A 25792-nucleotide genomic window follows, 5' to 3' on the forward strand; every position below is an offset into this window, starting at 1 on the left:
AATTCTAACTACTATAAGGATTTATATTGCTATCAGGACGAGTCTTAAGCAATCTTAAGATCCACATATATTGTTCTGGATTCTTACTCACATAATCTTCAATGCATCGATTCATCATACGTGCGTCGTTCTCTTCGCTTCCGGTCGGGAATGGAAGGGCAGGGTAAAAATCCAACGTGTACCGACCAGTATTGCTATCGTATTGAGCAAACAAAGGTACGATTTTAGCCTTGCTCAGCTTAGATAATCGACCAAGGCCTGAAATAGTTGCTTTTTGTGTAGCAAAAAAGTCAACGAAGACACTGTGCTCACGGCCAAGATCTTCATCAGGGAGATAGTAACCCAGGTACCCATCACGTACTGACTTGATGAAAGGCTTGATGCCTCCGCTACGGTCGTAAACACGACCGCCGTATTGCACGCGCTGTCGGTGCATTAGCCAGTCACTGAGTTTGTTTTTCTGCGCTTTCGCCATCGCAGATACCGGAAGGTCACGCGATGCCAATAATACCGCTGGGATATCGATAGCCCATGTGTGTGGTACTAGCAAGATCACATTCTCGCCACTGTCTGTAATATCGGTTAGGTTGCTCAAGCCGTTAATCGAGGTATTGCTCTCTAACCAATCTTTGCTCTTTAGTGTCAGTGAAGCAAAGCCCATCAAAAATGAGATGGAAGTAACGTATGATTGATAGAGAGTTTCTTCGCGCTGTTCTACAGATTGTTCCGGGAAACACATCTCAAGATTTACACGAGCTCGGCGGTTAGCCTTATTCTTAATTTTTACAGCTTGCTTAGCCATAAACTTAGCTAATGCTAAACGAATGCTATTAGGTAAGAAGCAGACTAGAGACGACAATAGAACAGCAATCCAAGTGCCCCAGTATTTAGGTGCTAGAAATCCCCATTCAAACTCAGGATTGTAAGCTTTTGGATCAAAATCATTACGTTGTGTGGTCATTCGTTCACTACATTATTTAAATCAGAGAGTTAACTTTATATCGGTCACTCGGGGAATGATTATGTGTACTAGATTGCCTAATAATGCACCCTAAAAAGTAGGGGGCACTATTATAGTCTTAATCTGAAATATTAAGCTACAGCTATGCGTTTACGAGCTTCATGTACTCAGCGACACCATCTTCCACTGTTCTAAACTCAATATCGCAACCTGCATTACGAAGCTTGGTTAAGTCAGCTTGAGTGAATTCTTGGTAAGCGCCTTTTAAATGCTCAGGGAAAGGAATCGTTTCGATTTTACCTTTACCATGGTGCTTGATAACTGCCTTGGCGACTTCTTCAAACGACTCAGCATTGCCAGTACCTAGATTAAAGAGGCCTGATACCCCATTCTCAAAGAACCACAAGTTTACAGCAGCGACATCACCCACATACACAAAATCACGCTTAAAGGTTTCGCTACCTGCGAACAATTTCGGGTTTTCACCGGCATTCATTTGGTTGTTTAGGTGGAAAGCGACAGAGGCCATGCTGCCTTTGTGTTGCTCGCGCGGGCCATAAACATTGAAGTAACGAAACCCTACGATTTGCGAAAGCGTTTCGTTATGCGCTGCAGCATCTGCGGTTAGTCGGCGAACATAGTTATCAAATTGTTGTTTTGAATAGCCGTAGACATTCAAGGCACCTTCGTATTCTCTCGCCTCGATAAAAGTATCGGTTTCGCCGTAAGTGGCAGCAGAAGAGGCATATAGGAAGGGAATTTCACGCTCAACACAGTAATGAAGTAGCTCTTTTGAGTATTCATAGTTGTTGAGCATCATGTACTTGCCATCCCACTCAGTGGTAGCAGAGCATGCACCTTCGTGGAAAATCGCTTCAATATGGCCGAAGTCATCGCCAGCCATTACTTGAGTTAGAAAGTCATCACGATCCATATAATCTGTGATATCTAGATCGACAAGGTTCTTAAACTTCTTACCGTCTTTTAAGTTGTCGACGACTAGAATATCGTTGTGCCCAGCTTCGTTAAGCGCCTTAACAATATTGCTGCCAATCATGCCAGCACCACCAGTTACGATAATCATAATTCTCTAACTCTTTTGAATACAAAACTAGCACGAGTATAGCAAGGAATGGATAAGGCGGGCTAGTGGAATAATTCTCCAAGCAGAGTATGATATGACCAGTGAATTTATGGATTAAATTGAGTAAATAACTCAAAATTATAGGTATTAATATGAAAATTGCAGTAGCCGGTACTGGATATGTTGGCTTATCAAATGCGATGTTATTGGCACAAAACCATGAAGTTGTAGCTGTTGATATTATTGAAGACAAAGTGGTGATGCTTAATAAAAAGCAATCTCCAATTGTTGATAGTGAGATTGAACACTTCTTATCAAGTAAGAAGCTTAACTTTAGAGCAACAACAGACAAAGCAGCATACAAAGATGCTGAGTTCGTTATTATCGCAACACCTACTGATTATGATCCTAAAACTAACTATTTCAACACATCCTCCGTTGAATCTGTTATCAAAGATGTTATGAAGATGAACCCAGATGCTGTAATGGTAATCAAGTCAACGGTTCCTGTAGGTTACACCGCACAGATCAGAGAAGATCTCGGTTGCGAAAACGTTATGTTCTCACCAGAGTTTTTACGTGAAGGTAAGGCTCTGTATGATAACCTACACCCATCGCGAATCATTGTTGGTGAGTGTTCTGAGCGAGCTAAAGTGTTTGCAAATCTGCTGGTTGAAGGTGCTGAAAAAGAGAATATCGACGTGCTATTTACTAACTCCACGGAAGCGGAAGCGGTAAAGCTATTCTCAAATACCTACTTAGCGATGCGAGTTTCTTATTTCAATGAGCTCGATTCTTACGCCGAGGCGCATGGTTTGGATTCTCGCCAGATTATCGAAGGTGTGGGCTTAGACCCTCGAATTGGCAATCATTACAATAACCCTTCATTTGGTTACGGTGGCTACTGCTTACCGAAAGACACCAAGCAACTATTAGCTAACTATCAAGATGTACCTAACAACATTGTGGGCGCTATTGTTGACGCTAACCGCACACGCAAAGATTTCATCGCGGATTCTATTATTAAGCGCTCGCCTAAAGTTGTAGGTATTTATCGTTTGATCATGAAGGCGGGGTCTGACAATTTCCGCGCATCTTCTATTCAAGGGATTATGAAGCGCTTGAAAGCTAAAGGTATTGAAGTGGTGGTGTTCGAACCTGTGTTAGAAGAAGAGCATTTCTTTAACTCGAAGGTTTATTCCGACCTAGAAGAGTTCAAAGCCGTATCAGATGTGATTGTATCTAACAGAATGGTAGAAGAAATCGCAGACGTTGCAGATAAGGTTTACACACGAGATCTGTTTGGCAGTGATTGATTACAGTAGTGATTGATTCGGCTCTATTTAAGCTAATGCTAATTAGACCAGATGTTAACAGCTCGATCTATCCGTTTAGTGGCGATATACTGAGCCACTAAACGGATAGGGATACTAATAACTAATGAAAACACGTGACAAGATTGTTTACGCTGCTCTAGAGCTTTTTAATGAGCACGGCGAGCGTAGTATTACGACCAATCATATTGCTGAGCATATCGAGATTAGCCCTGGTAACCTCTACTACCACTTCCGTAACAAACAAGAAATTGTACGTGATATCTTCACTCTCTATTCAACAGAACTACTCGAACGGTTCACACCGATTCAAGGGCAACAAGAAAGCCTGACGCTACTAAAAACCTACTTAGATTCTATCTTCACACTGATGTGGAAGTACCGATTCTTCTATGCGAATCTGCCTGAAATATTGTCACGTGATGAAAAACTCCACCTTGATTACATGGCCGTGCAAGAAAGATTGCAAACCAACCTTGTCGATATCATGAGAGCCTTTGTTGAGTTGAACTTGCTCAAAGCAACGGATACGGAAATGAAGTCGATGGTCACTTCTCTTCACTTGATCGCATCGGGTTGGTTGGCGTATCAGTCTGCGATGTCTCCAAAAGCTCAAATTACTGAGCAAGTGGTACATCAAGGAATGTTGCAGATGATCGCGACCGTTAAACCAATTGCGACAACACAAGGTTTTGAGCAACTGACATTATTGGAAGATGGTGTAAGGGCGTTGAATTCTAAATAGAAAGAGACGAGTAAGCGAGATACGGGTTACGAAGATCGGGAAAGAGCAGATTCGAGTAACGGGATACGAGTAAACGAAAAGTTTAAAAGCAGATGCGAGTAACCGAGATTCGAGATACGAAGAGCGGTGGTTACTCATTAATACGATTACTGCACTCGCTTTCTAAAGCTCTTGGTTAGCGTTATTCGTATCGATGTCTTCATCACGCATTGTAAATAGCGACGTCATTCCCTACAGCGAGGTACGAGCGTGATAGGGAATCTTTGTGTTGTGGTGAATTAAACACGACAAATAATATATGAGACTGAGATTCCAGATATTTCGTTCCTCAATTCTGGAATGACGAGGTTTTGTAAGTGACTAGTTCAAGGCCTCTTAACTCTTTTGGGTTGCTCAAGATTAATTAGCACCTTTTCCTCGAACCTACTCTTAACCTTTCTGTCTCTGGAACATTTGCCCCCGATTCTGCTTTAAGCTCTTCGCATCTCGGTTCCCCGCATCCCGCGTCTGCTTTTAAGCTCTTCGCATCTCGGTTACTCGCATCCCGCGTCTGCTTTTAAGCTTTTCGCATCTCGGTTACTCGCATCCCGCATCTGCTTTTAAGCTCTTCGTATCTCGGCTACTCGAATCCCGTACCTGCTTTTATCTAACCAACCAACTCTTCGGGTTCTGAGCTTGACTGTTTCGGCGGATTTCAAAGTACAGTGATGGGCGAGTTTGGCCGCCAGTGTCACCAGCAAGTGCAATCGCTTCGCCCGCTTTAACCTTGTCACCTTCTTTCTTTAAAAGTGCTTGGTTAAAGCCGTAGAGCGTCATATCACCTTTGCCGTGGTCAAGTAGTACCACTAAGCCATAACCACGCAAGTACTCTGCAAATACTACTGTGCCTGAGTAAACAGACTTAACTTGCTGGCCGTACTTAGCTTTGATCACCATGCCTTTCCAGTTAATTTGACCCGTTTGGCGTGAGCCGTAGTTATGTAGAACTTTGTCTTTGATTGGCCAAGGCAGTTTGCCTTTATATTTGGCTAAACCATCCATAGGAACAGCGTTACGTCTTTCACGAGCTGCTTTCTCTGCTTTGGCGATTTCGGCTTTCAGGCGGGTTTCATTTCGCTGAAGCTCTGCTAAGTAATTCTTGTCACCTGAGATGTTTTTCTTGATGCTGCCAACCGTTTTCTTACGCTGTGTTTGCGCTTGAGATAACTTGTCGCGCTTTGTTGTTTGCTGTTTTAACAGTGTTGCGATCTGTTCTTGCTCAAGTTGGCGCTGCTTGTGACTTTCTTCTAACTCAAGTTGTGTCTGTTCAATCGTTTTGATTGTTGCAGATCGCGCTTTGGCAAGGTGTTGGTAATAGTGACTGATACGATCTTCTTCCACACCTGTATTGAGGATGTGAGAAGAAGCTTTAGCTCGGCTTGTCATATAGTAAGTCTGAATCAGTTGCTCTAACTTGTCGGTATGGACTTTTTTCTGAGCCGTAAGCGCTTTAATCTTGGTGTCTAAGTTAGCAATATTTGCATTAGCCGTATTGAGTTGCTTTTTACTGTCTAGAATCGCTTTTTCAAGCGAAGCGATGGATAGCTCTTGTTTCTTGAGGCTTGCTTGTAGGTTATCGAGTTTTTTCTGTTGAGAAGACAGGTTTTTCTGTTGGCGAGATATTTCACTCGATACGCCTTTCAACTCCCCTTGAGAGGCGGCAAATAACGATGTAGATAAAAGAGCAACACAAAGGCTGGCTGATATCAAAAGAGTCCGGCTAATAGCTCGAATTTGTTTCATCATTATCGTCATTTAGTTGTATTCATCTGCTCTTGATTTTTCGAATTTCACTGAATCGAATCCCGCATCTGCTCTTAGTCTTTTCGCATCTCGGTTACTCGAATCCCGCATCTGCTCTTAGTCTTTTCGCATCTCGGTTACTCGTATCCCGAACCTGCTCTTAGTCTTTTCGTATTAGGTTACTCGAACCCCGAACCTGCTTTTAGTCTTTTCGTATCTTGGTTACTCGAATCCCGCATCTGCTCTTAGTCTTTTTGTATCTCGGTTACTCGCATCCCGAATCTGCTTTAAGCTCTTCGCATCTCGGTTACTCGCATCCCGTATCTGCTCTTAGTCTTTTCGTATCTCGGTTACTCGAATCTCGTATCTGCTCTTAAATCCCATCACCATGGATGAAGTTTTGCGAGCGACCGTTGAACCCTTGGTCCATATCTAAAGATGGTTTATCGGTTTTTGGTTTGCCTACAATTTTTGCAGGAACCCCAGCGACTGTTGTATGAGGTGGTACGGCTTGCAAAACTACAGAGCAAGAACCAATCTTAGCGCCTTCACCCACTTCAATGTTGCCGAGTATTTTAGCGCCGGCACCAATCATTACGCCTTCGCGGATCTTAGGGTGACGATCGCCACCTTCTTTACCCGTACCACCAAGGGTCACGTCTTGAAGGATAGATACATCATTTTCAACGACGGCTGTTTCACCAATCACAATTCCTGTCGCGTGGTCGAGCATGATAGCTTTACCGATACGAGCTGCTGGGTGAATATCAACTTGGCAAGCAACTGAGATTTGGTTCTGTAGGTAAGTGGCAAGCGCAATACGACCTTGCTTCCACAACCAGTTGGCCACTCGGTAACCTTGCAGAGCGTGGTAGCCTTTTAGATAAAGCAGAGGCATCGAGTACATTTCGACCGCAGGATCTCGATTTACTGTCGCGCAGATATCACAAGCGGCAGCATCAATAATCGATTGGTCTTGCTTAAATGCTTGTTCAACCACTTCACGAACAGCCATTGCAGGCATTGACGCTGTCTTAAGCTTGTTTGCCAGAATGTAGCTAAGGGCAGCGCCTAAACTTTCATGGTTGATAATGGTGGCATGATAAAAACTCGCAAGCATAGGTTCTTGCTCAGACTGCTGTCGAGCTTCCTTCACAATGCATTGCCAAACTTTTTGTTGTTCACAGTGTTTCATTTTACCATCCATTATTTTTAAGGGGCAGATGCGAGTAACCGAGATGCGAGATACGAGGAGCGAGATCTAAAGAACAGATTAGAGTAGAGAGATGCGGATAACGAAAAGCAGCCTTCTTTGAGCGTTCAATCCGCTTTTACTCTCTTCGTATCTCGTTTACCCGAATCTCGTATCTGCCTTTACTCTTTTCGCATCTCGATTACCCGAATCTCGTTTCTGCTTTTACTCTTTTCGCATCTCGTTTACTCGAATCTCTCTACCGCTTTTCTATCTTTCTGACTTCTTGTCTCGTGCAAGTAGATCTTGTGCTGCTAAGTGTGCATCTTTCCCTTGATACAACACTTGATAAATTTGTTCAACAATTGGCATCTCAACGCCCATGCGTTCTGATAATAACCAAACTTCTTTGGTGTTGCGATAACCTTCGACAACTTGGCCAATTTCTTCTTGAGCCGTGTCGACGTCTTTACCTGAGCCTAGCGCCAAGCCAAAACGGCGATTTCGCGATTGGTTATCGGTACAGGTTAGTACTAAGTCACCCAATCCAGCCATACCCATGAAGGTTTCTGGTTGCGCGCCAAGAGCAGCGCCTAACCGACTCATTTCAGCTAAACCACGTGTGATAAGAGCGGTACGTGCATTAGCACCAAAGCCAATACCATCCGACATGCCTGCGCCAATTGCGATAACATTCTTCACTGCGCCGCCAAGCTGCATACCAATGAAATCTGAGTTTGCGTACACGCGGAATGTTTTACCGCAGTGAATTTTTTCTTGGAGCTCTTTTAGGAAGTTTTCGTCAGGCGAGGCAACTGAAATTGCTGTCGGCATACCCATCGCAAGCTCTTTGGCAAAAGTAGGGCCAGATAGAACTGCTAGTGAGTAACCACCACCAAGTACATCGTGTGCGACATCTTTAAGTAAACGGCCTGTCTCTGGCTCTAGGCCTTTGGTCGCCCAACAGATGCGAGAGTCTGATGCTAAGTAAGGTTTAACGCTGTTAAGCACAACGCCAAATACGTGGCTTGGGACGACAAGCAAAAGGTCTCGGCTTGAAGTCACTGCTTTTTCTAAGTCAGATTCAATAATCAGACTTTCTGGGAATTCTATATTTGGTAGAAACTCATTGTTTGCACGCTCTGATTCAAGGCGATTCATATGAACAGGGTCATGTCCCCAAAGAACAACATTGGCACCGTTACGCGCTAGAGATATCGCTAAAGATGTCCCATAAGAACCTGCGCCAATCACTGTCATCGCAATGTCTTTACCGTAAGCGCTGTCTTTACCGTAAGCGGCTGTCGCGCGAGTTGTTTCTGTCATGCTTCCACCTAAAAATAATGAGGGAAATCGAAGAGTTCTGAAAAAGCTATCCACTAAAATAAGAAGAGCTTTCAATCTTAGTACAGTGTAAAGAAAAAATGCACATCGCAGAAGTTGCGATGTGCATTTAAAAGCTAACTAGCGCTTGAATCGTTAGAGTTAAGTTCTACTTTGAGACTTAAGCCTGTTCGCCTTCAGCTTGCTGTGCTTGGTTCTGTAGGTAGTTCATGAACAATGCATCAAAGTTTACTGGTGCTAGGTTCAGTTGTGGGAACGTCCCTTTAACTACTAGGCTAGAGATTGTTTCACGAGCGTACGGGAATAGGATGTTCGGGCAGAATGCACCTAGGCAATGAGCCAGTTGACCTGCTTCCATCTCGCTTGCAGAGAAGATACCGCCTTGCTGAACTTCACAAAGGAATGCTGTGTCTTCTGCGTTCTTAACTGTAACAGTTAGACGTAGAATTACTTCGTACACGCCTTCGCCAAGTTCACGGCTTTGAGTGTCTAGGTCCAGTTTTACATCTGGGTTCCACTCTTTTTGAAACATGTCTGGAGAGTTTGGCGCTTCGAAGGATACGTCTTTTAGGAAGATACGTTGGATTGCGAAGTTTTGTTGTGCGTCTTGTTGTGCTGCTTCAGCCATTTTCTTGTCCTTAAAAATTTAAATTAGGTTTTGTTCGTCATATCTGCCGGACAAAACCTTAAAGTCATATTCGTGTAATCAGGTCAGCTTACTGCTTGTCTTTAAAGGTTTTTCACCTTTAACTACTTTTTACCTTTAACCAAAGGTAAGTTAGCTTCGCTCCAAGCCACTAAACCGCTTTTCAGTACGCTTACGTTTTCGAAACCTGCTTTAACCAGCAAATTTGCGCTTTCTTGAGCGGTTTGACCTGTCTTGCATACTACGATGATTGGGTCTGCTTTGCGGCTTTCAAGGCTACCAAAGCTATTTGCTTTGATGTCTGACGGCAAAATGTGAACTGCGTCCGTAATATGGCCCTTTTTGAACTCATCCTTAGTACGAATATCAACCACAACACCGTTTTCACGGTTAATCATGTGTGTGGTTTGCGCTGCCGTGATCTCTTTGTAGGCTGCGTTTGATGTCTTGATAACGTTCGCAATGATGGCAACAACCAAGCCGATCCATACGATGGCTAAAATCATATTCTCTTGAACAAATGGAACTAACTCTTGCATATCTTGAACTCTTATTCGTTATTGGGCGAAAATTCTAGGCAACGAGTATAGCGAGGTTTTGGGCTTGGTGTACATAGAGTTAGCTTACTGATGCAGATAACTCGATTTTTTTTTGATTATATCTACTCATACATAGATAATAGGAAAATTTACATTTTTAACTTTGAATGCGTAGTGTGGTTTCGCTTTGTGATCAATGGGCGGTAGCATGCTCAATAGCAAGCGCAATTAGTGCTAGGAGTTGATTTTCCAAGTTTATTTTAGGAGTTTTTGTGAAGATATTAGTCACCGGTGGTGCTGGTTTTATTGGTTCAGCAGTTATTCGCCATATCATAAATAATACATCTAACAGCGTAGTCAACGTTGATAAACTCACTTATGCCGGAAATTTAGAATCGCTTGTTGAAGTTGATACAAACGCACGTTATGTATTCGAGCAAGTGGATATTTGTAATCGTTCAGAGCTTGACCGTGTGTTTGCAGAGCATAAACCAGATGCAGTGATGCACTTAGCGGCAGAGTCGCATGTTGACCGCTCTATCACTGGTCCTGCTGCATTTATTGAAACGAACGTAGTTGGAACATATACGTTATTGGAAGCGACACGCGAGTACTGGAATAACCTTAAAAAGCGAGCTAAAGCAGACTTTCGCTTCCATCATATCTCTACCGATGAAGTTTATGGTGACCTTCCTCACCCTGACGAAGTGCCTGAGGGAGCAGAGCTCTCGATGTTCTTAGAGACGACATCTTATGAACCATCTAGCCCTTATTCTGCTTCAAAAGCATCAAGCGACCACCTTGTTCGTGCGTGGTTACGTACATACGGCCTGCCAACTATCGTCACTAACTGCTCAAATAACTACGGCCCATATCACTTCCCAGAAAAATTGATCCCACTGGTCATTCTTAATGCTCTAGAAGGCAAAGAGCTTCCTATCTACGGCAAAGGTGATCAGATTCGTGACTGGCTGTTCGTTGAAGACCATGCACGAGCGCTCTACAAAGTCGTGACCGAAGGTAAAGTTGGCGAGACTTACAACATTGGTGGCCATAATGAAAAGAAAAACATTGAAGTTGTAAACACGATTTGTGACATCCTTGACGCGCTAGTACCCAAAGAGACTAAATACGCAGAGCAAATCACCTATGTTAAAGACCGCCCAGGTCATGACCGTCGCTATGCTATTGACTCATCTAAAATGCAACGCGAGCTAAATTGGGCGCCAAACGAGACGTTTGAAACAGGCCTTCGTAAAACTGTGCAGTGGTACCTAGATAACTCTAAGTGGTGTCAAAATGTACAAGATGGCAGTTACCAACGTGAGCGTTTAGGTGTAGAAACCGTTGAATCAAAGGAAAACAAATGATGAAAGGTATTGTATTAGCTGGTGGTTCGGGAACGCGTTTATATCCACTGACACGTGGCGTGTCGAAACAACTACTGCCAATCTATGACAAGCCGATGGTGTTTTACCCAATTTCAACATTAATGCTTGCTGGTATTAAAGATATTTTGATTATTACTACACCTGAAGATAACGCTGGCTTTCAACGTTTGCTTGGTGATGGCTCTGATTTTGGTATTAATCTTGAGTATGCAATTCAACCAAGTCCTGATGGTTTAGCTCAAGCTTTCATTATTGGCGAAGATTTTATTGGCGATGATAGTGTGTGTTTAGTCCTTGGTGATAATATTTTCTACGGTCAGTCATTTTCACAAACTTTACAAAATGCAGCTTCAAGAAAATCTGGATCAACGGTTTTCGGTTATCAAGTAAAAGATCCGGAGCGCTTTGGTGTCGTTGAGTTTGATGGAAATATGAAAGCGATATCCATCGAAGAGAAGCCGGAAACTCCAAAATCTAACTATGCAGTCACAGGTTTGTATTTCTACGACAATCGTGTGGTGGAAATGGCCAAGCAAGTTAAGCCATCTCATCGTGGAGAATTAGAAATTACAACGCTTAATGAGATGTACCTTAATGATGGCTCATTGAGCGTAGAGTTACTTGGTCGCGGTTTTGCTTGGTTAGATACTGGTACACATGAGAGTCTTCATGAGGCTTCTTCCTTTGTACAAACTATCGAACATGTTCAAGGTTTAAAAGTCGCTTGTTTAGAAGAAATAGCATGGCGCAATGGCTGGTTGAGTGATGAACAAGTTCTGACTTTAGCTAAGCCGATGATGAAAAACGAGTACGGCCAGTATTTAACCCGTTTAGTGAATGATAAGAAGAAGGCAATGGCTTAATGCGCGTATTAATAACAGGTTGTCATGGGCAGGTAGGTACCTGTCTAACTGAACAGCTAAACCACAATGAAAATACGACAGTATTGGCACTAGATAGAGAGGATCTCGATATCACGAACCAAAATAGTGTTAATGCAGTTGTTTCTGAATTTCAGCCGACCATAATTATTAACGCTGCTGCACATACTGCTGTTGATAAAGCGGAAGAGGACGTTGAGCTTTCTTATGCGATAAATCGTGATGGTCCCAAGTATCTAGCACAAGCCGCACAAACCATTGGTGCGGCAATTTTACATATCTCAACCGATTATGTCTTTGAAGGGAACAAAAACGGTGAGTATGTAGAGAGCGACGCGACTAACCCGCAAGGTGTTTACGGTGAAAGCAAATTAGCCGGTGAAATGGCTGTAGCGAAAGCGTGCGATCAACACATTATCCTTCGTACGGCATGGGTGTTTGGTGAGAACGGTAATAATTTCGTGAAAACTATGCTGCGCTTAGGTCAGACTCGAGACGCGTTGAGTATTGTCGGTGACCAGTTTGGTGGACCAACTTATGCGGGTGATATTGCAAATACATTGATTCAAATCGCGAAACGTATTACTCAGGGAAGTGAAATTGAATATGGTGTTTATCACTACTCGGGTTTGCCTCATGTCAGCTGGTTTGACTTCGCTGACGCGATTTTTGATGTTGCTGTTCAACAAAAGCTTCTTGATAGCAAGCCGACCCTAACAAGCATTACTACAGAGCAATATCCAACCCCAGCAAAGCGCCCAAGCAACTCTCGATTAAGTAATGAGAAAGTTATGGCAAACTTCTCCATCGAAGCGAGTGATTGGCAAGCAGCTTTAAACAATATTCAAGCGTTTACCGGACAATAAAATGAAAGTAATCGATACACGCATTCCAGATGTGAAAATTATAGAGCCAAATGTGTTTGGTGATGAACGTGGTTTTTTTATGGAAACCTGGAGTCAAAAGCAATTTGAAGAGTTGGTGACTGGCAAACCGACCCCATTTGTGCAAGATAACCACTCAAAATCGAAGAAAGGGATTTTGCGAGGTTTGCATTACCAAACAGAAAACACCCAGGGTAAGTTGGTTCGAGTGGTGTCAGGTGAAGTGTTTGATGTTGCCGTTGATATTCGTAAAGGGTCACCGACGTTTGGTCAATGGGTAGGAGAGTATTTATCTGCAGAGAACAAACGACAATTATGGGTGCCGGAAGGTTTTGCCCATGGTTTTTATGTGACGAGTGAAGAAGCAGAATTTGTATATAAGTGTACGGATTACTACAACCCTGCAGCAGAAGAAACGCTAATGTGGGATGACGAAACAATAGATATTAAGTGGCCATTTCAAGGTGTTCCTTTGCTGTCAGGGAAAGATCAGAAAGGTACTCTTATAAATAAAATTAATCCACTTAAATAAAATAAAATTGAGTGAATATATGTCATATACTAAGCTAACAGATTTATCAAAAAAAACACTATTAATTACCGGTGGCACAGGTTCTTTCGGTAACGCTGTTCTCAATCGCTTCCTCAAAACCGATATTGCAGAAATACGTATATTCTCTCGCGATGAGAAAAAACAAGATGATATGCGTAAGAATTACAATTCTTCGAAACTAAAATTTTACATTGGTGATGTGCGAGACTACCAAAGTATCAATAATGCGATGCGTGGGGTTGATTATATTTACCATGCAGCTGCTCTAAAACAAGTGCCATCTTGTGAGTTTTATCCTCTTGAAGCGGTAAAGACTAACGTTCTTGGTACTGAAAATGTTTTGGAAGCGGCCATCTCAAATGGTGTTGAGCGTGTAGTGTGTCTCAGTACAGACAAAGCCGTTTACCCAATTAATGCAATGGGCATTTCCAAAGCCATGATGGAGAAGGTAATTGTGGCAAAAAGTCGTAATCTAGAGCATACCAATACTACGATCTGTGCGACCCGCTATGGTAACGTGATGGCCTCTCGTGGTTCTGTTATTCCACTGTTTCTTCGTCAGGTCTTTAGCGATGAGCCAATTACTATCACAGATCCAAGCATGACACGTTTTATGATGACGTTAGACGACGCTGTTGACTTGGTGGTTCATGCGTTCGAACACGGCTCTAACGGTGATATTTTTGTTCAAAAGGCACCAGCTGCAACAATTGAAACACTGGTAGATGCGTTGCTTAAAGTGGCGGACAAGCCAGAGCACACAGTTAATGTGATTGGTACACGTCATGGTGAAAAGCTATATGAAGCATTGTGCAGTCGTGAAGAAATGTTCGTGGCGCAAGACCAAGGCGAATACTATCGTATCCCATCAGACAATCGTGATTTGAACTACTCGAAATTCAATGATGAAGGTGAAAAAGATCTGTCTGTGGTTGAGGATTATAACTCTCATAACACCGACCGTTTAGATACCGACGGTATGGTTGAACTTCTGCGTAAATTAAGCTTCATCCGAGAGATTGAAGCGGGCAGCACAGTTGTTCCAGAGGGGGTATAAATGAACATTGTAGTCACTGGTGCTCAAGGTTTTATTGGTAAAAACCTCTGTGTGATGTTGGCGGAAAAAGGACATGACTCTATTGTACAGATAGACCGTGATACATCCGAAGAGACAATTAAAGAGGCACTATCAAGTGCCGATTTTGTTTATCATCTTGCGGGCATTAATCGCCCGAAAGAAGAATCCGAATTCACCAAGGGTAATGCAGATTTCACTAAATTTGTTGTTAATGAGCTTAGAGCTAATGGTCGTAATACTCGGATTATGTTGAGCTCTTCTATTCAAGCGAGCCTAGATAATGTCTATGGCGCAAGCAAAGCGCAGGCTGAGGCTTTGGTTGCTGATTATGGTAAAGATACTGGAGCTGGTGCCTTCATCTACCGCTTTCCAAATGTCTTTGGTAAATGGTGTCGTCCAAACTATAACTCTTTTGTTGCGACGTTTTGCTACAACATTGTGAACGGCATTGATATCAATATTCATGACCCAAGTGCGCCAGTGAGTCTTGTGTACATCGACGATGTCTGCCAAGCGTTGATCGAACTACTTGAAGGTGATATAGAAAGTGGCTTTAAACTAGTGCCAGTGGAGTATCACACCACCGTAGGTGAAGTAGCTGATTTGCTTAAAGCGTTTAAAGAGAGCCGGGACACCTTAGTGACTGAGCATGTGGGGACAGGTCTAACTCGCGCACTTTACGCTACTTACCTGAGTTACTTCGAGCCATCTAAATTCTACTATAAGTTGCCAAAATACGGTGATGAACGTGGCGTCTTTTGCGAAATGCTGAAGACCAAAGAGTCCGGTCAATTCTCGTTTTTTACTGCTCATAAAGGCATTACACGTGGCGGTCATTACCACCATTCGAAGAATGAGAAATTTTTAGTGATTAAAGGTGAAGCTCTGTTTAAGTTTGAGCACGTGGCTACGGGTGAACGTTACGAACTTTTGGTGAACTCTGAAGAGGCTACGGTGGTTGAAACGGTGCCTGGGTGGAGTCATGACATCACCAATATTGGTGAAGAAGAGCTAATAGTGATGCTGTGGGCGAATGAAATATTCGACAGAGAAGCGCCTGATACGATTTGGAAACCACTGAAATAGAGACGAGAATAAGAATGAACAAATTGAAAGTTATGTCAGTGGTGGGTACCCGCCCTGAAATTATCCGACTGTCACGTGTACTAGCAAAACTAGACGAACATTGTGAGCACATCTTGGTCCACACAGGTCAAAACTACGACTATGAATTGAACGAAGTGTTCTTCAATGACTTAGGTGTTCGCAAGCCAGATTACTTTCTTAATGCAGCGGGTAAGAATGCAGCAGAGACCATTGGGCAAGTGATCATCAAAGTTGATCAAGTTTTGGAGGAGGTACAGCCTAGCGCAATGCTGGTGCTGGGTGATACAAATTCATGTATCTCTGCAATTCCAGCGAAGCGCCGCAAGATTCCGATCTTCCATATGGAAGCGGGTAACCGTTGCTTCGACCAGCGTGTACCAGAAGAGACTAACCGGAAGATTGTTGATCACACAGCAGATATTAACTTAACCTACAGTACTATTGCTCGTGATTACCTGATTGCTGAAGGTATACCTGCAGATCGTATTATCAAAACCGGCAGCCCAATGTTTGAGGTGCTAAATTACTACATGCATCAAATAGATAGTTCGAATGTGTTATCCCGTTTAGGTTTAGAAAAAGGTCAATTCTTCGTGGTGAGTGCTCACCGTGAAGAAAATGTGGATTCACCAAAGCAACTAGGTAAACTTGCGGAAACTTTGAATAAAGTTGCAGAGAAGTATGACTTACCAGTTATCGTATCAACTCACCCGAGAACTCGTAACCGAATTGAAGCGCAGGGCGTAGAATTTCATCCTAACATCCAGTTATTAAAGCCTCTGGGTTTCCACGATTACAACAACCTTCAAAAGAATGCTAAGGCGGTGCTGTCTGACAGTGGAACCATAAATGAAGAATCATCCATTATGAACTTTCCGGCACTAAACCTTCGTGAGGCTCATGAGCGCCCTGAGGGTATGGAAGAGGCCTTTGTCATGATGGTTGGTCTGGAAGCTGAGCGTGTTTTACAGGGGTTAGCCATTCTAGAGTCGCAGCCAGTGGGTCAAGAACGCCTTTTGAGAGAGGTATACGATTACTCGATGCCTAATGTCTCTGACAAAGTTGTTCGTATTGTTCACTCATATACGGATTATGTTAAGCGAGTTGTTTGGAGAGAATATAGTTGAAACTAAAAATTATCACTATTACGCAATCTAGTTTAACGTCAGCGCAAAATATCCGGGCTGACTTGATGTTAGAAGCATTTAGAGCTGACAAATCAATTAGTGTTAAATATTGCCCGCTGATCCTTGACTCTTTCAAAAAAACAAACATAGTTGAAAGAGTAGTGAATAAGTTTAAGTTAATATCGAAAGCTTTAATCTTGGCTCTCTCAGTTAGAAAAGATGAAGTTATATATGTTTACGGAGATATACCCACGCTCATTTTCTCATTAGTAACTAAACGAGCTAAAAAAGTTGTTTATGAACGAACAGAGTATCCAAATCAAGTCTTGAGTGCGGGAAAAGAAATATACGTCAAGGAACTGAAGAAAATTCGCAACATTGATGGGTTCATTACATGTTCTGAAGCACTTTCAAAATACTATAGGCAATATTTCAATCATGATAAAGTATTCGATAGTTATTATCCTGTCAATGTAGATGTGTTTGATATTGTCAATAAAGTAAAGGTGTCTCAAAGGCAAGATTATATAGCTTATGCGGGTTTTATGGGGGGGAATAAGGATGGCTTAACGGACCTTATAAAAACATTTTCAAAAATTGATAATAAGTCAATAGTGTTAAAACTTGCAGGTAGTGGCCCTGAAGAAGAAGTCAAAGCCCTCAAAGCATTGATATTTGAATTAGGTTTAGAAAGAAGAGTTCAATTTTTAGGGAGTTTAAAAAGAGCAGAAATACCGGAGTTTTTCTGTAAAGCGAAACTATGTGTATTACAGCGCCCATCTAATATACAAGCTAAAGGTGGAATGCCAAGTAAATTACTTGAGTATATAGCATCAGGAACACCGACTATCGTTACAAATGTTGGTGAGATTAGGCATTACTTTAAAGATAAAATTGATTGTATAATTGTCGAACCCGATAGTCGGAAAAAGTTCTGTGATGCTATTAATGATACTCTTGATAATTATTCAGATGCGCTTCTTGTTGCAGAGCAAGGTCGAAAAACAATAAAAGAACATGATTATTTATTACAAAGTGCCAAGCTAATTCAGTTTTTGAAAGTTATAAATGAGTCTTAATAAATTAATAAAAAATACAATAACTTACGGGTTAGGTGTTGTAGCAAGTAGAGGTGTTGCACTTATATTGCTCCCTATTTATACCGCTTACTTCTCTACTGAGCGGTATGGTAGTATTGAGCTAATAACAACACTTATTCAATTTTTAATAGTATTTGGTTCTTTACAAATAGAAACGGCTTATCAAAGATATTATTACTCTGAAGAGAGTAAAAACAACCTGATGGTGAGTTTGTGTCTGGTTTCTATCTTTTCTCTCTGTTCATCTTTGTTAGCGATGTTTTTTGCAGAGGAAATTAGCACGTATATTACCGGTGGAATAGATAAAGAAGTAATAAAAAGTATTTACTTGCTATTTGGTTTGATAATGCTAACTAATGTGAATACTATAATACAAATTGAATTAAGAAATAGTGATAGATTAATTGCATTTAACGTATTAACCTTTATTCAAGTCATTGTTTCTGCGATCTATACAATAGGCGCCCTACATTATATATCTGTTAGTATATATCATGTCTTTCTGGGACAATTATTGGGTTTAATAGTATACTTCCTATTTTCATTAAGATTTTTTTACTCCAAATTGGTTTCTCAATTATCTTTTAATGTGAGTACTGCACGGGAAATTTTTCAATATGCATTGCCTCAGGTTCCTGCAAGAATATTGAGTTTTGCTAATATTTACTCTAACCGAGTTCTAGTGCTAATTTTCCTCTCTTCAACGGAGGTCGGTATTTTATCTGTTGCGATTAAGATTGCATCAATATCAATGCTAATACACCAAGCTTTTGTTATGTCTTGGGGGCCTTATGTATTCAAAAAAGATTTTACTCAAAAACAAACTTTAAGAGAGATCGAGAATGTATTTAAATATCTTCTAGTTGCTATTGCGATTTTAGTTATTATTTTTACATTATTAGCTAGTCCTCTTCAATCTATACTAAGTTCTAATGAATACGAGCCAGCAACAAAATTAATTGCGGGATTTGCATTTGCAAATGTGCTATTGATTGTTAAAGAAATTGTAGACATTGGCCCAAAAGTTAAAAATCAAACGAAATATATTTCTTATACTTATGCGATAGCTACTTTAACCTCTTTAGCCAGTCTTATTATTCTTCTACCAATAATAGGTTTGGTAGGCGCTGTCGTATCTTCTATCTTTTCTAATATAACTCTAGTTGTTGCTTCTTGGTATTATACTGAAAAAATGTTAGATATTAAGTATAATCGAATGTGGTTTATTGGAATAACTTTTATTTTATCTCTGGCACTTATTTCTCAGTACTTAATCTTGGGTAGTCATAACTATTAAGAATTTTAAAATGAAAAAAAATAATTTAAGATATACCGGTGATCTAGTTTTACAGGGCATCTCCGAAGAAAATATCGGCATGTTAAAAAATATCACGTCTGAAAATTGTGTTGTTAATTTAGAGTCTCCTTTTGTATTAAGAGAACACAAAAAAATAAAGGATAAGGTATGCCTTCACTCTGACTCTGAAACGGTCTCTATTTTAAAAGAGGTTTCACCATATTTAGTTAATTTAAGTAACAATCATATTAATGACTTTGGTCTTGAGTCTGCTAAATTTACAATGGATCATTTAATTGTATCTGGTCTTAGCATATTCGGTTGTGGAGTTGATGGTGATACGAACCATATTGTAATTGATAGTGGTAGAAAAGTTATCAATGTCGCATATACTGATAGAAGTGCAGATCTTACTGGTAATAAACTACACTGCGATAGCTTTTTCTATGGTCCTAAGCCCGTCAATTATGCTGAGTTAATAGAGTTAAGAGAAAAGCATCCTGACTACGTCATAATAGTTTCAGTGCACTGGGGATTAGAGGATATAGACTTACCGACGCCGGATGTTCGAGAGATAGCAAAGAAAATAGCAAAAACAGATGTTGATGTGATAATTGGGCACCATCCTCATATTATACAACCGTGGGAAATGATTGATAATACTCATGTTTATTACTCATTAGGTAACTTATATTTCCCTGAGATAAAGTATGATTTAGGTGGTCAGGAGATAACAAAAAAGCAGTTGCCTCATCAAATGCGTGGCTTAATCGTAGATATTACATATACCAGTCGTGATGATTTGAAAGTTGAGACTTGTAAGGCTATTAACCAAGGGGAATATTTGAGTCTAGAATCGTATATTCTACCGCGCCTAAATCAAAAAATGTACTCCTTCGAATACAAAATTAAGTCTGCGATAAGGCTTATTAATATCTATAGAGATGGTTTTTTTACTAAAGTTTCTAAGAAGATTAAATCTCTTATTTTGAATGTAATGGCTACGCAACTTAGAGATGAACATTTTATTAAAATTGTTTTCTACAAAGCACTAGGCTATCCGCTTAACTTGAACACGCCTAGAACATTGAATGAGAAACTTCAATGGTCTAAATTAAATTTAGTAAATGAAAAACTCACAATGTGCGCGGATAAATTGGCAGTAAGGGAATACATATCAGAAAAAATTGGTGATGAATACTTAGTTCCTGTGGTGAAAGAGGTTTTAGATATTGATTCTTTGACTATAGATGATTTACCTGAATTTCCTTTCATTATCAAAGCTAATCATACTAGTGGAACATACAAAATAGTATGGAATAGACACAATATTGATATAGAAAATCTTAAATCGGAATGCAGAAAGTGGCTCCTGCTCGATTATACTAAGTATAATAAAGAATATCAGTATAAAAGTATTGAGAGGAAGATATTTATAGAAAAGTTACTGATAGATGAAAATGGAAAGATCCCTAGTGATATAAAGTTTAGCTGTATTCACGGCAATGTTGAGATAATACACGTTGATTCAAATAAAGAGAAGACACATTTAAGAAATAACTATTCTCGAGAATGGCTCCCTTTGGACTTTGACTGGCCTAGCGATATCCCTAAAGGAGCGATAATTGAGAAACCGAAAAATCTAGAGAAATTAGTATATCTAGCTGAAGAGATAGCAGCGGAATTTCCATTTGTAAGAGTCGACTTCTATACTTTGAATAATAAGATATATTTTGGCGAAGTTACTTTCCACCCAACCTCTGGAATGGGACAATTCTCTGATTATAAATATGATCTCTATTATGGTGATAAGTTGAATTTTAAGGCAGGTTTGTCAGTATGAAACGCAGAGTTGTGTATACAGTAATTTCCGGTAATTATGATAAGTTAACGGAAGTTAAAAATGAAAGCGGCATAGATTTCTATATAGTTAGTGACTCCGAGATTAACATACCCAGTGGTTGGAAATTATTGGTAATCAGTGATAGTGGTTATACTGGTCATTTATTTAACAGGTACTATAAAATTAATCCTCATTTGTTATTCCCAGAATATGATGAGTCTCTATATATAGATGGTAATATAACTATAATATCAGATATCAATAGTTTATTTGACGATGCTCTGTTAGACAATGAAATTGCTTTATATAACCACCCAGAAAGAAACTGTGTATATGATGAAGCTGAGGTTTTAAAAACTGTTGGCTATGATTACTTTTACAAAATTAACGAGCAAATGAAAGGCTATAAAAGGGAAGGGTTTAAAAGTGATGCTCTTTATGAGGGGAATATTATTTTTAGAAAACACAACACTTTGCCTATGACTAACGTTGCTGCATCTTGGTTTAATGAACTTACTACAAAAGTTTCAAGGGATCAGTTGTCATTAACGTATTGCTGTTTTAAAGAATGCGTATCTATAACATCTTTAGGTAGACATGACGCTCGCTTTGTTAATACCTATTTTGAGTATCGACCACATAATCACCGAAATTCAGCAATGAAATATACAGTTAGATTTATCAACATTATCGCTAGACTTTCAAAACTTGACAAGGGTATACATGAGTAAAGTAGATATAGTAATAGCGTCTTATAATGGTGAGCGGTATATTAAGGAACAGATTGAAAGTATCTTTTCGAACACACTGTTTAATGAATGTGTTAACAAGATTATTGTTAGTGACGATAACTCTTCAGATAAAACCGTGTCGATTGTTGAAGGTTTTAGCGATGAACGTTTAATCTTAGTTAATAATCAAGGCGGTAAAGGGGTTATCAATAACTTTCAAAATGCTTTATGTCTAACTGAGTCAAAATATGTAATTTTATCTGATCAGGACGATCTATGGACGAAAGATAAAATTGAGGTATTACTAAATGGTATCAAATCTACTGAAAGTAATAGTATGCCATGTCTCTTTTTCTCTGACCTTATAGTTATTGATGAAATTGGAAATGTAATATGTAATTCTTTCTGGGAATATCAAGGGTTAGATCCAAATTTAATTAACAATAAAGCAGATTTAATCTTTCAAAATGTCTCTCCAGGCTGCGCTATGATTGTTAACAGAGAGTTGCTTAATTTATCTCTGCCATTTCCTAAAGATATAGCTATGCATGATTGGTGGTTATTATTGGTTGCAAATACTTTTGGGAAAGTAGGGTTCACATACTCAGCAACGACGCTTTATCGACAACATAATAGCAATGTTGTTGGGGCAACGGATAGCACTATTGTTGAAAAGTTGAATAAGATTAAAAATTTGGCAACTACAGGCGACAAAGGTGTTAGATATACACAGCTGCTGGCGTTAAAAACTATTTCTGAATATAATTCACTTCCGATGGAACCTGTATTGATTCGAATTTTAGGTTTGTTTAAATCTGATTTTTGTTATAAGGTTAGAAGCATTTTTAGAATAAAAATAAAAACAAAATTTAAGTTATGGCTTCTATTCAATAGATAGAATTTAGGGGGTTAATTGTGTGGAAACCTGTCCAGAACGCGTCAACGAAGGTTAAGTTGACTGACGTGTATGTTTATTTGTTAAGTGTTGTGTTATTTATAGCCTTAGTCTGTGCTTATTATAATTTCTTTTTAGAACCAGTTTATGAACTATACACTCCTGATAATCCATATAATAATATAGCTAATATACACGACCACCTTGTATATTTTGAACGCTTACTATTTATTGAAAGTAATAGTAACTTTATCATTGATGTTCTTTCTGGTAATGAACGAATCTTCGATAATATTACAGGTATTGCTTTATTTTATTTTTTTATAGATAAGTTAACACTGGGATTTTTGCCCATAGAAAATCTTGCATTATTTTCTAATTTGATTTTAATTGTCGCGATCTTTGTGTGCCATTTTTATATAGTTGTTAGGTTTTTTAATAATAAGAAGGTGATGTTTTATGCGTTCTTGAACTTACCATTAATATACCTTTCTCAACTAATCAATAAAGACGTTATCCATATTTTAGCTCTTTACCTACTATTGATCTGTTATTTAAGACAAAGTTTATTGTTCTTTGTACTTATAGTCACTTTTATGACTTTATTTATTCGTGTTCAGTTTGCTTTTTTATTACCTATTGTTTTTATTACTCACATATCAAATTTTTCGTATGCAAATAGATTTATTCTTGTTCTTATCGTGATATCGTTAATGTCGGCTTTTCTATTTGAGTATGTTGTAGGTTCGTCATATCAATTGCCTAGTAGGTCTCTTCTTTATATTAAACTTATTAATGAGAAAACGTTTTTTCTAGGAAGTTTATTATTTCTACCGCTTAAGTTCATTCAATACTGTTTGGAGTTGGTTGCTTACCCTCGATTTATTGCAGGCGGTAACTTTATGGCAATTTTTAGTCTTCCTTATATAATTTATTTTTTAAAAAATATTAATTTTTTGTTTAAGGGGAAGAATTTTTGGTATTACAATAAGTTCGGTGGCTTTTTATTCTGTAGCTTCGCTATTTTGTTAGTATCACCATTAACTGGTGTGCGGTATATTATATTATATCTTCCACTCTTTGTGTTATCGGTTTGTTACTATAAAGAGGTTGGAGATAAAATAAGAAACCCAGTAAATTAATGGAGAATTGATGAAAGTAGTTATCTCAGTCGTATCACACGGACACGAGCACATTATTAAAAATTTGAAATCACTAGATAATCTATCTGAAAATTTCAATGTTGTGATAAAAAGCAATAAACCCGGTGACGACTTCTCAGAGTTATCATCGAAATCACAAGTTCATTGGATTAATAATGAGAAAGAATACAATCTTGGTTTTGGAGAGAACAATAATATTATATATCGATACTGTATAGATAGCTTAAACCTATCCAGTGGAGATTATTTCTTGGTGGTCAATCCCGACGTCTCTGTGCAACATGATACGATTTTGTCACTGGTCAAACGTATGACATTGAATAAGAACAAGGTCGCTTGCCTAAACTTATACAAAGATGAAGGCTTTACTATCTATGATAATTCTGTTCGTTCTTTTCCTTCGCTTACAAACTATATAAGCTCTTTTTTAGGGTTGGGTAATGACTCCATCATAAATAAGAGTAATATCGATGATACTTGTAAGGTAGACTGGGCCGCTGGCTCCTTCTTAGCATTTGAAGCCGAGCATTATAAAAAGTTAGATGGTTTTGATGAGCGATACTTTATGTATTGTGAAGATATTGATATTTGTTTTAGAAGCCATATTTTAGGTGAATCGGTAATTTTTTATCCTGACTTAAAGGCATTGCATTTAGCTGAACATGCTAATAGGAAATTATTTTCTAAGCATTTTTACTGGCATTTAAGTAGTGTTTTTAGATTCTTACTGACTAAATATAAGCATCGTACTTGAGATCGTATCTGTTAGGAATATTCATGTCTTTGAGTTTTAAATCTACCTTAATTAGAGGGTTTTTCTCTACCAATATTTAGGCATAATCAAATAAATAAGAAAATAATTACGTAAACACATAGATAGATCTGCATTAAAATTGAGCTGAAGGAAAAGTTTCTCCGTTCATTAGTACTCACCTGTTTTGACCTGTTTTCTTCAAAGGTAATGTGACCGTCTCAAATCGTATTGCTTAAGGTAGCTGATGTAAAAGACAGTATGTACATATGCGAACTATTCAGTTCAAATTAAGGAGTAATAAGTGAAATATTTGATAACGGGCGCTGCAGGTTTTATTGGAAGTGCCGTGATAGAGAAGTTAACAACTCAAGGCCATCAGGTTGTCGGTGTCGATAACCTGAATGACTACTACGATGTCGCTTTGAAAGAAGCGCGTCTAGCACGCATCCAACATGCTAATTTTAGATTGGTTCGGTTAGACATTGCCGATCGCGATGGCGTCACGAGTTTGTTTGAAGCGGAGCAATTTGACCAAGTAATCCATTTGGCTGCACAAGCGGGCGTTCGCTATTCTATTGAAAACCCACACGCTTATGCCGATTCTAACTTAATAGGGCACTTAAACATTCTTGAAGGGTGTCGTCACAATAAAGTGAAGCATTTGGTGTATGCCTCTTCGAGCTCAGTATACGGCTTGAATACTAAAACACCGTTTGCAACGTCGGATTCAGTCGATCACCCCGTTTCACTGTATGCTGCGACCAAGAAGTCGAATGAGCTTATGGCACACAGCTACTCTCACCTATACGATATCCCGACCACAGGCTTACGTTTCTTTACGGTTTATGGTTCATGGGGCCGTCCAGATATGGCACCGTTTATCTTCACTAAGAAAATTCTGGATGGTGACACTATCGATATTAACAACAACGGTGATATGTGGCGTGATTTTACTCACGTAAACGATATTGTTGAAGGTGTGATACGCATTGCCGATGTAGTGCCAACACGTGATAATGAGTGGACGGTCGAAGCAGGGACGCCAGCAACCAGTTCTTCCCCTTATGCGGTGTATAACATTGGCCACGGCTCGCCAATCAATTTGATGGATTTTGTAAAAGCTATTGAAGACGGACTGGGTATGGAAGCGAAGAAAAACTTTCGTGAAATGCAGTCTGGCGACGTCTATCAAACCTACGCCGATACTCAAGATTTGTTTACTGCTACGGGTTACATGCCGAAGGTATCCGTAAAAGAAGGAGTCGCTGAGTTTATTCAGTGGTACCGTGAGTTCTACAATAAGTAGCCCCTCAGTAGGTATGCTTCGTTCCAATGATCAAAACGACTCGGTTTACATATGC

At 39.6% G+C, this 25792-nt stretch carries 23 protein-coding genes; 16 read left to right on the forward strand and 7 right to left on the reverse strand.

Annotated elements, in window-relative coordinates; genetic code table 11:
* Positions 1 to 4: 4 nt before the first annotated feature.
* Entirely contained in the window at positions 5 to 961 is a 957-nt protein-coding gene (lpxM, locus tag CWO13_RS15995; protein WP_108083191.1) for a lauroyl-Kdo(2)-lipid IV(A) myristoyltransferase, read from the reverse strand.
* Between the two features lie 142 nt (positions 962 to 1103).
* Entirely contained in the window at positions 1104 to 2045 is a 942-nt protein-coding gene (gene rfaD / locus CWO13_RS16000) for an ADP-glyceromanno-heptose 6-epimerase (RefSeq protein WP_108083192.1), read from the reverse strand.
* A gap of 152 nt (positions 2046 to 2197) precedes the next feature.
* Between rfaD and CWO13_RS16005 the strand changes: the two genes are divergently transcribed.
* Together CWO13_RS16005 and CWO13_RS16010 are read left to right on the forward strand one after the other, a co-directional pair.
* Positions 2198 to 3361: a nucleotide sugar dehydrogenase gene (locus tag CWO13_RS16005; RefSeq protein WP_108083193.1), complete on the forward strand. Its 1164-nt coding sequence runs from the start codon at positions 2198 to 2200 to the stop codon at positions 3359 to 3361.
* A 124-nt stretch (positions 3362 to 3485) separates the two neighbouring features.
* Complete coding sequence (locus CWO13_RS16010) at positions 3486 to 4124, forward strand: TetR/AcrR family transcriptional regulator (protein ID WP_076676097.1); 639 nt, start codon at positions 3486 to 3488, stop codon at positions 4122 to 4124.
* 642 nt (positions 4125 to 4766) lie between these two features.
* Here CWO13_RS16010 and CWO13_RS16015 read toward each other — a convergent pair.
* The 5 genes from CWO13_RS16015 to CWO13_RS16035 all read right to left on the reverse strand — a co-directional run bounded on the left by CWO13_RS16015 (position 4767) and on the right by CWO13_RS16035 (position 9627).
* Positions 4767 to 5918 (reverse strand): murein hydrolase activator EnvC family protein, encoded by a 1152-nt coding sequence (locus CWO13_RS16015; protein WP_108083194.1) that lies wholly within the window; start codon positions 5916 to 5918, stop codon positions 4767 to 4769.
* Between the two features lie 361 nt (positions 5919 to 6279).
* Entirely contained in the window at positions 6280 to 7101 is an 822-nt protein-coding gene (cysE, locus tag CWO13_RS16020; protein ID WP_009847961.1) for a serine O-acetyltransferase, read from the reverse strand.
* 267 nt (positions 7102 to 7368) lie between these two features.
* Positions 7369 to 8424 (reverse strand): NAD(P)H-dependent glycerol-3-phosphate dehydrogenase, encoded by a 1056-nt coding sequence (gene gpsA, locus CWO13_RS16025; protein ID WP_108083195.1) that lies wholly within the window; start codon positions 8422 to 8424, stop codon positions 7369 to 7371.
* A 178-nt stretch (positions 8425 to 8602) separates the two neighbouring features.
* The gene (gene secB / locus CWO13_RS16030) at positions 8603 to 9070 is read right to left on the reverse strand and encodes a protein-export chaperone SecB (protein WP_009847959.1); all 468 of its coding nucleotides are present in this window, start codon (positions 9068 to 9070) and stop codon (positions 8603 to 8605) included.
* Positions 9071 to 9192: 122 nt separating this feature from the next.
* Positions 9193 to 9627, reverse strand: coding sequence for a rhodanese-like domain-containing protein (locus CWO13_RS16035; RefSeq protein WP_048612491.1), 435 nt, complete (start codon positions 9625 to 9627; stop codon positions 9193 to 9195).
* Between the two features lie 272 nt (positions 9628 to 9899).
* On the opposite strand from CWO13_RS16035, the gene rfbB reads away from it, so the two are divergent.
* The 14 genes from rfbB to CWO13_RS16110 all read left to right on the forward strand — a co-directional run bounded on the left by rfbB (position 9900) and on the right by CWO13_RS16110 (position 25737).
* Positions 9900 to 10997, forward strand: a complete 1098-nt coding sequence (rfbB, locus tag CWO13_RS16040; protein WP_108083196.1) for a dTDP-glucose 4,6-dehydratase — start codon at positions 9900 to 9902, stop codon at positions 10995 to 10997.
* Positions 10997 to 11881 carry a glucose-1-phosphate thymidylyltransferase RfbA gene (rfbA, locus tag CWO13_RS16045; RefSeq protein ID WP_108083253.1) on the forward strand — a complete coding sequence of 295 codons (885 nt, stop codon included), beginning with the start codon at positions 10997 to 10999 and terminating at the stop codon, positions 11879 to 11881. The genes rfbB and rfbA overlap by 1 nt, the downstream gene beginning before the upstream one ends.
* A complete protein-coding gene (gene rfbD, locus CWO13_RS16050; RefSeq protein ID WP_108083197.1) occupies positions 11881 to 12765 on the forward strand; it encodes a dTDP-4-dehydrorhamnose reductase in 885 nt (294 codons plus the stop codon). The genes rfbA and rfbD overlap by 1 nt, the downstream gene beginning before the upstream one ends.
* 1 nt (position 12766) lies before the next feature.
* A complete protein-coding gene (gene rfbC, locus CWO13_RS16055) occupies positions 12767 to 13315 on the forward strand; it encodes a dTDP-4-dehydrorhamnose 3,5-epimerase (protein ID WP_108083198.1) in 549 nt (182 codons plus the stop codon).
* A 19-nt stretch (positions 13316 to 13334) separates the two neighbouring features.
* On the forward strand, positions 13335 to 14393 hold the full coding sequence (locus CWO13_RS16060; RefSeq protein ID WP_108083199.1) for a polysaccharide biosynthesis protein: 1059 nt from the start codon (positions 13335 to 13337) through the stop codon (positions 14391 to 14393).
* Entirely contained in the window at positions 14394 to 15500 is a 1107-nt protein-coding gene (gene wbjC / locus CWO13_RS16065; protein WP_108083200.1) for a UDP-2-acetamido-2,6-beta-L-arabino-hexul-4-ose reductase, read from the forward strand.
* 14 nt (positions 15501 to 15514) lie between these two features.
* The gene (wecB, locus tag CWO13_RS16070; RefSeq protein ID WP_108083201.1) at positions 15515 to 16648 is read left to right on the forward strand and encodes a non-hydrolyzing UDP-N-acetylglucosamine 2-epimerase; all 1134 of its coding nucleotides are present in this window, start codon (positions 15515 to 15517) and stop codon (positions 16646 to 16648) included.
* Positions 16645 to 17727, forward strand: a complete 1083-nt coding sequence (locus tag CWO13_RS16075; protein WP_108083202.1) for a glycosyltransferase family 4 protein — start codon at positions 16645 to 16647, stop codon at positions 17725 to 17727. The genes wecB and CWO13_RS16075 overlap by 4 nt, the downstream gene beginning before the upstream one ends.
* Complete coding sequence (locus tag CWO13_RS16080) at positions 17717 to 19045, forward strand: lipopolysaccharide biosynthesis protein (RefSeq protein WP_108083203.1); 1329 nt, start codon at positions 17717 to 17719, stop codon at positions 19043 to 19045. The genes CWO13_RS16075 and CWO13_RS16080 overlap by 11 nt, the downstream gene beginning before the upstream one ends.
* 10 nt (positions 19046 to 19055) lie before the next feature.
* Complete coding sequence (locus tag CWO13_RS16085) at positions 19056 to 20888, forward strand: ATP-grasp fold amidoligase family protein (RefSeq protein WP_108083204.1); 1833 nt, start codon at positions 19056 to 19058, stop codon at positions 20886 to 20888.
* The gene (locus CWO13_RS16090; RefSeq protein WP_108083205.1) at positions 20885 to 21619 is read left to right on the forward strand and encodes a glycosyltransferase domain-containing protein; all 735 of its coding nucleotides are present in this window, start codon (positions 20885 to 20887) and stop codon (positions 21617 to 21619) included. The genes CWO13_RS16085 and CWO13_RS16090 overlap by 4 nt, the downstream gene beginning before the upstream one ends.
* On the forward strand, positions 21612 to 22517 hold the full coding sequence (locus tag CWO13_RS16095) for a glycosyltransferase family 2 protein (protein WP_108083206.1): 906 nt from the start codon (positions 21612 to 21614) through the stop codon (positions 22515 to 22517). Before CWO13_RS16090 ends, CWO13_RS16095 begins: the two co-directional genes overlap by 8 nt.
* Before the next feature lie 1149 nt (positions 22518 to 23666).
* Positions 23667 to 24431: a glycosyl transferase family 2 gene (locus tag CWO13_RS16105; protein WP_108083208.1), complete on the forward strand. Its 765-nt coding sequence runs from the start codon at positions 23667 to 23669 to the stop codon at positions 24429 to 24431.
* A gap of 301 nt (positions 24432 to 24732) precedes the next feature.
* Complete coding sequence (locus CWO13_RS16110; protein ID WP_108083209.1) at positions 24733 to 25737, forward strand: NAD-dependent epimerase; 1005 nt, start codon at positions 24733 to 24735, stop codon at positions 25735 to 25737.
* The last annotated feature ends 55 nt before the right edge of the window (positions 25738 to 25792 follow it).

The sequence above is a fragment of the Vibrio sp. ZF 223 genome (assembly GCF_003050585.1).
In the GTDB taxonomy this organism is placed as follows: Bacteria; Pseudomonadota; Gammaproteobacteria; order Enterobacterales; family Vibrionaceae; genus Vibrio; species Vibrio crassostreae.